The organism is Pseudomonas sp. AP42, from assembly GCF_001728935.1.
Taxonomy (GTDB): domain Bacteria; phylum Pseudomonadota; class Gammaproteobacteria; order Pseudomonadales; family Pseudomonadaceae; genus Aquipseudomonas; species Aquipseudomonas lactis.
This window is the reverse complement of record NZ_LYSO01000179.1, coordinates 1-7,569: the sequence shown is the minus strand read 5'-3', so window position 1 is coordinate 7,569 and position 7,569 is coordinate 1. Positions and strand designations below refer to the sequence as shown.

The 7,569-nt window shown below is 62.7% G+C and carries 6 protein-coding genes; 2 read left to right on the top strand and 4 right to left on the bottom strand.

The annotated features are described in order from the left end of the window. Nucleotides 1-336: 336 nt before the first annotated feature. Genes A7K61_RS29855 through A7K61_RS29840 form a run of 4 tightly spaced genes read right to left on the bottom strand, consistent with a single transcriptional unit; the run spans nt 337 to nt 5,097 of the window. Nucleotides 337-1,197, bottom strand: a complete 861-nt coding sequence (locus A7K61_RS29855) for an HlyD family secretion protein (protein ID WP_044270477.1) — start codon at nt 1,195-1,197, stop codon at nt 337-339. Between the two features lie 10 nt (nt 1,198-1,207). Next, the gene (locus A7K61_RS29850; protein ID WP_003188711.1) at nt 1,208-1,408 is read right to left on the bottom strand and encodes a DUF1656 domain-containing protein; all 201 of its coding nucleotides are present in this window, start codon (nt 1,406-1,408) and stop codon (nt 1,208-1,210) included. Continuing rightward, nucleotides 1,398-3,575: an FUSC family protein gene (locus A7K61_RS29845; protein ID WP_044270481.1), complete on the bottom strand. Its 2,178-nt coding sequence runs from the start codon at nt 3,573-3,575 to the stop codon at nt 1,398-1,400. The genes A7K61_RS29850 and A7K61_RS29845 overlap by 11 nt, the downstream gene beginning before the upstream one ends. Nucleotides 3,576-3,585: 10 nt before the next feature. Next, a complete protein-coding gene (locus tag A7K61_RS29840; protein ID WP_047712625.1) occupies nt 3,586-5,097 on the bottom strand; it encodes an efflux transporter outer membrane subunit in 1,512 nt (503 codons plus the stop codon). Between the two features lie 181 nt (nt 5,098-5,278). Between A7K61_RS29840 and A7K61_RS29835 the strand changes: the two genes are divergently transcribed. Continuing rightward, a complete protein-coding gene (locus tag A7K61_RS29835) occupies nt 5,279-6,247 on the top strand; it encodes a LysR family transcriptional regulator (protein ID WP_047712624.1) in 969 nt (322 codons plus the stop codon). Between the two features lie 144 nt (nt 6,248-6,391). Then, the gene (locus A7K61_RS29830; RefSeq protein WP_047712623.1) at nt 6,392-7,366 is read left to right on the top strand and encodes a D-glycerate dehydrogenase; all 975 of its coding nucleotides are present in this window, start codon (nt 6,392-6,394) and stop codon (nt 7,364-7,366) included. The last annotated feature ends 203 nt before the right edge of the window (nt 7,367-7,569 follow it).

Genomic DNA, 7,569 nt, shown 5'->3' with positions numbered 1-7,569 from the left:
AAAAGTGAGCCGCCGTCAGGGCGGAACCCTAGGTGGCCGTTACCTAAATAACGGATATGTACACGGTCCAACTGTGTTGACTGTTAGGCAGTCTTCGCAGGCAAGCCAGCTCCCACATTTGGATGGTGGTGTGTCAGGTACATCAGTGTCGGCTGCCAGGCCGTCTTCGCAGGCAAGCCAGCTCCCACATTTGGATGGTGGTGTGTCAGGTAGATCAGTGTCGGCTGTCAGGCCGTCTTCGCAGGCAAGCCAGCTCCCACATTTGGATGGTGGTGTGTCAGGTAGATCAGTGTCGGCTGTCAGGCCGCCATCGCAGGCAAGCCAGCCTCCCACAGTTTAGTTTTGCGTTGGGTTCACGATGACAGTGCAGGTAATGCCTGCCGCCAACAACACGCCCTCCGGCACTTCATCAATGTGAATCCGCACCGGCACACGCTGGGCCAACCGCACCCAGTTAAAGGTCGGGTTCACATCGGCGATCAGTTCACGGCTCTCGGGGTTATCACGGTCGTAGATACCGCGGGAGATGCTTTCCACATGGCCCTTCAAGGTCTCGCCGCTCATCAATTGCATATCGGCTGTGTCACCCACCTTCACATGGGGCAGCTTGGTTTCTTCGAAGAAGCCATAGACCCAGAACGAATTCATATCCACCACAGCCATCTTCGCCTCGCCAATACGCGCATAGTCGCCGCGATGCACATTGAGGTTAGTGACATAACCGTCTACCGCCGCCAGCACTTGCGTGCGTTTCAAGTTGAGTTCGGCGGCCTCCAGTTGCGCCAAGGCGTGCTGATAATCGGCCAGGGCCGAGTCGGCGATGTTGCTGGCGTCGTCGCGGTTTTCCTTGGAGATCACCAAAGCGTCCAGGTCGGCGCGGCGGTGCGCGTTGACCTTGCGCATTTCCCAGGTGGCCTTGCGTGAGGCCACCAGCGATTGCGCTTGCTTGACGGCAATGCGGTAGTGCTCGGGGTCGATCTGCATCAGCAGGTCGCCTTTTTTCACCAACTGGTTATCACGTACCGGCACGTCCACCACTTCACCGGTGACGTCAGCCGCCACATTGATAATGTCGGCGCGCACCCGGCCATCGCGGGTCCACGGCGTTTGCATGTAGTGCACCCACAACGTGCGGCCAATCCAGATCGCCAACGCCAGAACCAGCAAGGTGGCGAGCAGGCTGAAGAACTTTTTCATCGGGGCATTCTCAACGGTAGACGCTCAGCGCCAGGGCGCCGAACAGGCAAGCGAACAGGCTCAGGCGCAGCAGCGCCGGGTGCCAGAAAAACCGGTACAGGTCGAACCCGGCCAGGAAGCGGTCAACCGCCCAGGCCAGCCCCGCGGCGATCAGGAACATCAGGGTCATGGTCGGCATATAGATGCCGTGGAATGCAATTTCACGCGGCATTCGGGGCTCCTTTGAGGGCGGCCAGAGGCGATTGCGGGTCCAGCAACGAGGTGCGAATAAAGTGCAGGTAGCTCTTCACCCGGCGCAGGGCCGAGGTGTCGAAGTGCGGGGCGAAGGGTTCGTCGGTGGCCTGCACGCGGCTGATCGCATGGTCGACGGCAATCAACCCGCGCTCCAGGTTGCTGGCGCTGGGTTGCAGGAACAGCCGCACCAGCGAGCGCCCCATCACACGGATCGCCTGGCGCCACGGCTGGGACTCGGCATACGCCGGGTGCACCGGCAAAATCGCCTGCTCCTTGCGCAGCTCGATGATCGCGTGGCCGACCTCCAGCACCACGAACATCCAGCGCAGCAAATCGCGCTGCACCTGCGGCTGGCCGACCGCAAGCCCGTAGGCCTGGTGCAGCAGGTCGCGGGTGCGGCTTTCAAAGCTCGACGCCAGGCCCTTGAGCTTGCCGCTGATGGCATACACCACTTGCTCACGCAGGTCTTGCTCCATACGGCGCCACAACCAGCGGCTGTTGGGCGGCAAAATGATCGCCCCTGCCGCCGCGCACACCAGCATGCCGATGACCATGGCGATGTAGTCGTTGATAAAGAGGTAAGGGTTGTAGACCGTGAGGTTATCCGGCACCGAACCGGTGCTGAAGAAAATCAGCAGGCCCACGCCCACGCCGGCGTATTGGGGGCGTGACGACAGAAAGGCACCGAAGATAATCACCGGTGCGAGCATCACGCACAGCAGCGGGAAACCATCGATCCAGGGGAACACGAAGAACATTTCGACAAAGCCGACCAACGCGCCGATCAAAGTGCCGCAGGCCATCTGGAACGCCATGCGCTTGGGGTTGGGCGTGGCAGCAGACAGGCCCACCGTGGCCGCCGCGATCAAGGTCATGGTGGCGCCGCTGGGCCAGGCCGTGGCCACCCAGTAACTGCCCAGCACAATCAGGATAAACGAGGCGCGCACACCGGCCGCGGCACAGGCCAACCAGTTGGTCTTTGGCGTGTAGGCTTCGTGCCAATCCTCCCGCGCATGGCGATGCTCGGCCAGGGACGCGTGGGTTTGCGCGTAGTTGTGCAGGTCGTCGACGAAGCGGTACAGCAGCTCGTAGGCGGTGTGGAAATCCAACTGCTCGGCGTCCGTCGGGTTGTCCTCCTGGAAGCTCGCCCGCAGGCTGCGCACCTTGGCGGGCAGGCCGTCCTTGTAGGCGCTCAACTGGTTGACCAGGCGCGCGGCATCGGGGCTGGTGAGGGCGCGGCCGGAGAAGCTGTCGAGCACTTCGGCCAGGTCTTGCAGGCCGGGCTTGATCGCTGCCACCACATGGTCGGCCTCATCGGCGCGCAAGCGTTCAAGCAACTGGTGCAGGGCGTTGAAGCGTGTGGTGATGCTCATGAATTCGCTGTTGAGGCGACTGAGCCGCCCGTTGCGCCGACGCATGTGCGGGTCTTCGAACACGGTGACACTGCGCAAGCCTTCCAGGCCCACGGCTTCGGCAATAAAGCGCACGTTGCTGGCCTCGAAGCCTTCGCGCTGGCTGCGCCCGCGCAGGCCGTCGGTCACGAACAGCGCGAACACGCCAAAGCGCTGATACAGCGCGTTGCGCATGGCGGCGCTGGAGGTCTGCGGCAGGATGGCGGCGCTGACCAGTGTCGAGCACAGTATCCCCAGGGAAATTTCCAACACCCGCCACACCGCCGCCATAAAGGCGCCGTCCGGGTGGGCCAGGGCCGGCAGGCCGACCATCGCCGCGGTGTAGCCGGCGAGCACGAACCCATAGGCGCGAAAGTTGCGGTTGCGCGTGGCGCCAGCAGTGCAAATGCCCACCCAGATCGCCAGCGCACCGAGGAACAATTCGGTGTTCTGCGCAAACAGGGCGATCAACAGCACCATCACCGCCGAGCCTGCCAAGGTCCCGAGGAAACGGTAGAAACTCTTGGCGAACACCTGGCCGCTCTGGGGCTGCATCACGATAAATACGGTGATCATCGCCGTGCGCGGTTGCGGCAGTTCCAGACGCATGGCCAGCCACAGCGTCAGGAACGCGGCGACCAGTACTTTGAAGATATACACCCAGGTCACGCCATCGCTGCGTGCCCAGTCGAAGAAACCACGGCGCCACTCAAGGGAATGCAGCCAGCGCAGCGGTGCAGGCAAGGGAGTCATCGAATCCTACTCAGTGATCAAACACGGCGAGCGCCGCCGGGGTCTTGCTTGGGCGTGTCTTGGCAGCCGTGGGCACATCGTCGCCAGCGCCGAGGCCGCCGCCCAGGGCGGTCACCAGTTCGGCATGGGCACTCAGGCGTGCGGCCTGCACCTGTTGTTCGATCTGCTGCTGACGAAACAACAAGGTTTGGGCGTTGAGCACGTTGAGGTAGTCCGTGAGGCCACGTTGATAGGCGATCATGGCGATGTCGTAGGTTTTCTGCGCCGAGGCCACCGACTGCGCGGCGAAGGCCGATTGCTTGTCCATGGACTCACGGCGGATCAACTGGTCGCTGATGCCCTTGAGCGCATTGACCAGGGTCTGGTTGTACTGGGCCACCGCGATGTCATAGCCGGCACTGGCTTCGCCCAATTGCGCACGCAGGCGGCCGCCGTCGAAGATCGGCAAGGTGATCGCCGGGCCGACGTTGTAGTTGAATTTCTTGCCGGCCAGGAATTCCAGCATGCCGCCGCCGGTGGCCATGTAACCGAGGCTGCCGACCAGGTCGACGTTGGGGTAGAAGCCTGCATGAGCCACATCGATACCCCGCGCCTGGGCCGCTACCTGCCAGCGACTGGCAACCACGTCCGGGCGTTGGCCGAGCAACTGCGCGGGCAGGCTGGAGGGTAATTTCAACGGCGCGGCAAGGGCCAGGGTCGGACGCTGCAATTGCGCGCCCTCCCCCGGGCCTTTGCCGGCCAACGCCGCCAGTTGGTTACGGCTCAGGGCGATTTCCTCGTCCAGGGCATCCAGTTGGCGATGGGTTTCCGGCAGCGGAGTTTCGGCCTGGCTGACGTCAAAGTGAGTGCCGATCCCGGCGCTCAGGCGTTTGTTGGCCAGATCCAGTATTTGCTGTTGCTGGGCCAGGGTGGCGGCCGCGATGTCGCGGTTGGCGTACTGCAACGACAGCTGAATGTATGCGCGCACCACATTGTTTTGCAGTTCGAGCTGGGCCAGGCGCGCTTCGGCGGCGCTCATGTGCGCCAGGTCGACGGCGCGTTCGGTGCTGTTGCTTTCCCGGCCCCACAGGTCGAGGGCGTAGCTCAGGCCCAGAGACGCATTGTTGTCCCACGTGTTGGCGCCGCTCAGTTCGCCGGGGCCGTAGAACTGATCCTTGGGCCAGTTGTGGCGCTTGAGGGTAGTGTCGCTGTTGATCTGCAGCGACTCGGCCGACTCTGCCACCCCGGCCAGCGCCCGGGCTTGGCGCACGCGGGCGGCGGCCACGGCCAGGCTGGGGCTGTTATGGGTGGCGAGTTCAACCCAACGGTTGAGCTGCGGGTCGCCGTAGGCCTGCCACCATTGGGCGGTGGGCCAGTGGGCGTCGCGGGCGGCGCTCTGGATCGCGGCGTCGGTGGCCAGGGTGTTGGCGTTGATCGCCTGGCCTTGGGGGGCGATTCCTCCGGTTCCGATGCAACCGCTGATGACTGACGTTAAAGCCCAAACACTGAGAGTCTTCAGCTCTCTGCTGATGCGACGCGGCACGGCAAGCGAATTCCTGAGAGGGTGTTGCGCAAGAGGTGGCGCAATTCTAGGCGGCGGCAGGGAGGACGATAAGCTGGCATTCCTGTGAATCTTTGTTACCGTTCAGGCGATAATCCGTTGGTAGGGATCACTCAAAGCGTAACTTTCTGTCACAATTTGCTATCTCCCTTGAGAACACTCCATGGACACTTTGCAAAACATGCGCGCCTTCAGTTGTGTGGCCGAAGCCGGCAGCTTCACCGCCGCCGCCGTGCAACTGGACACCACCACGGCCAACGTCTCGCGCGCGGTCTCCAACCTTGAGGCCCACCTGCAAACCCGCTTGCTCAACCGCACCACCCGGCGCATCGCGCTGACCGAAGCCGGCAAACGCTATTTGCTGCGCTGCGAGCAGATCCTCGCCTACGTCGAGGAAGCCGAGGCCGAAGCCAGCGACGCTCACGCGCGCCCCGCCGGGCAGTTGAAAGTGCACACCATGACCGGCATCGGCCAGCATTTCGTCATTGACGCGATTGCCCGCTACCGCCGCACCCATCCCGACGTGACCTTCGACCTGACCCTGGCCAACCGCGTGCCGGACCTGCTCGACGAGGGCTACGACGTGTCCATCGTGCTGGCCAGCGAACTGCCGGACTCAGGTTTTGTGTCCCAGCGCCTGGGCATCACCTACAGCATCGCCTGCGCCTCGCCGGACTACGTCAAGGCCAAGGGCTGCGCACAACGGCCCCAGGATTTGCTCAACCATGCGTGCCTGCGCCTGGTCAGCCCGGTGGTCCAGCTGGACAAATGGACCTTCAACGGCCCTGAAGGCCAGGAAAGCGTGGCGATCAACAGCTCGCCGTTTCTGGTGAATTCGGCCGACGCGATGAAAACCGCGATCACCAGCGGCATGGGCGTCGGCCTGCTGCCGGTGTACGCCGCCATCGAAGGGCTGCGCAACGGCACGCTGGTACGGGTGATGCCGACCTACCGCTCCCAGGAGCTGAACCTGTACGCCATCTACCCCTCGCGCCAATACTTGGATGCGAAGATCAAGACCTGGGTGGAATACCTGCGCGGTTCGTTGCCGGAAATTCTGGCTGCGCACCAGGCGGAGTTGGTGGCGTATGAGTTGAGCGGTGCTGTGGGTGGCGTGCGGATGGCGACCTGATTTTGGAATGCTGCTTCCCAACCCCTATAAATTCATTGTGGGAGCTGGCTTGCCTGCGATGACGGTGGATCAGCCAACACAATAGTGGCTGACACACCGCCATCGCAGGCAAGCCAGCTCCCACATGTTGAGTGGAGTTCTGCAATGAAAAAGACTGTCCTGGCCTTCAGCCGTATCACCCCACCCATGATCGAACGCCTGCAACAGGATTTCGAGGTGATCGCGCCCAACCCCAAGCTGGGTGACATCAACGCACAGTTCAACGAAGCCCTGCCCCATGTCCACGGTTTGATCGGCGTGGGCCGCAAGTTGGGCCGCGAGCAACTGGAAAGCGCGAGCAAGCTGGAGGTGGTGTCCAGCGTATCGGTGGGCTACGACAACTACGATGTGCCGTACTTCAACGAGCGCGGGATCATGCTCACCAACACCCCCGATGTGCTCACCGAAAGCACTGCCGACCTGGCCTTTGCGTTGCTGATGAGCAGCGCACGCCGCGTGGCCGAATTGGATGCCTGGACCAAGGCCGGCCAATGGAAAGCCAGCGTGGGCGCGCCGCTGTTTGGTTGCGACGTGCACGGCAAGACCCTGGGCATTGTCGGCATGGGCAATATCGGCGCGGCCGTGGCCCGGCGTGGGCGCCTGGGCTTCAATATGCCGATCCTTTACAGCGGCAACAGCCGCAAGACCGCGCTGGAGCAAGAACTGGGCGCGCAGTTTCGCAGCCTGGATCAGCTGCTGGCCGAGGCGGATTTCGTCTGCCTGGTGGTGCCGTTGAGCGACAAGACCCGTCACCTGATCAGCACGCGGGAGCTGGCGTTGATGAAGCCCAGCGCGATCCTGATCAATATCTCCCGTGGGCCGGTGGTGGATGAACCGGCGCTGATCGAAGCCCTGCAAACCCAACGCATTCGTGGTGCTGGGCTGGATGTGTATGAAAAGGAACCGCTGGCTGAATCGCCGCTGTTCCAGCTGAGCAATGCTGTGACCCTGCCGCATATTGGTTCGGCCACCGATGAAACCCGCGAAGCCATGGCCAACCGCGCGTTGGACAACCTGCGCAGCGCGCTGATGGGTCAACGCCCCCAGGACCTGGTGAACCCGCAGGTCTGGAAGGGCTGATACCGGACTTGAGGTGGGAGCTGGCTTGCCTGCGATGACGGCCTGCCAGCCGACACTTCTCTGCCTGACTCCCCACAATCCCACTGTGGGGCTTGCTCGCGAAGGCGGCCTGACAGTCAACACAGTTGGATTGTGTGTATATCCATTGCTGCGGTAACGGCCACTTTGGGTTCCGCCCTGACGGCGGCTCACTTTTGAAAAGC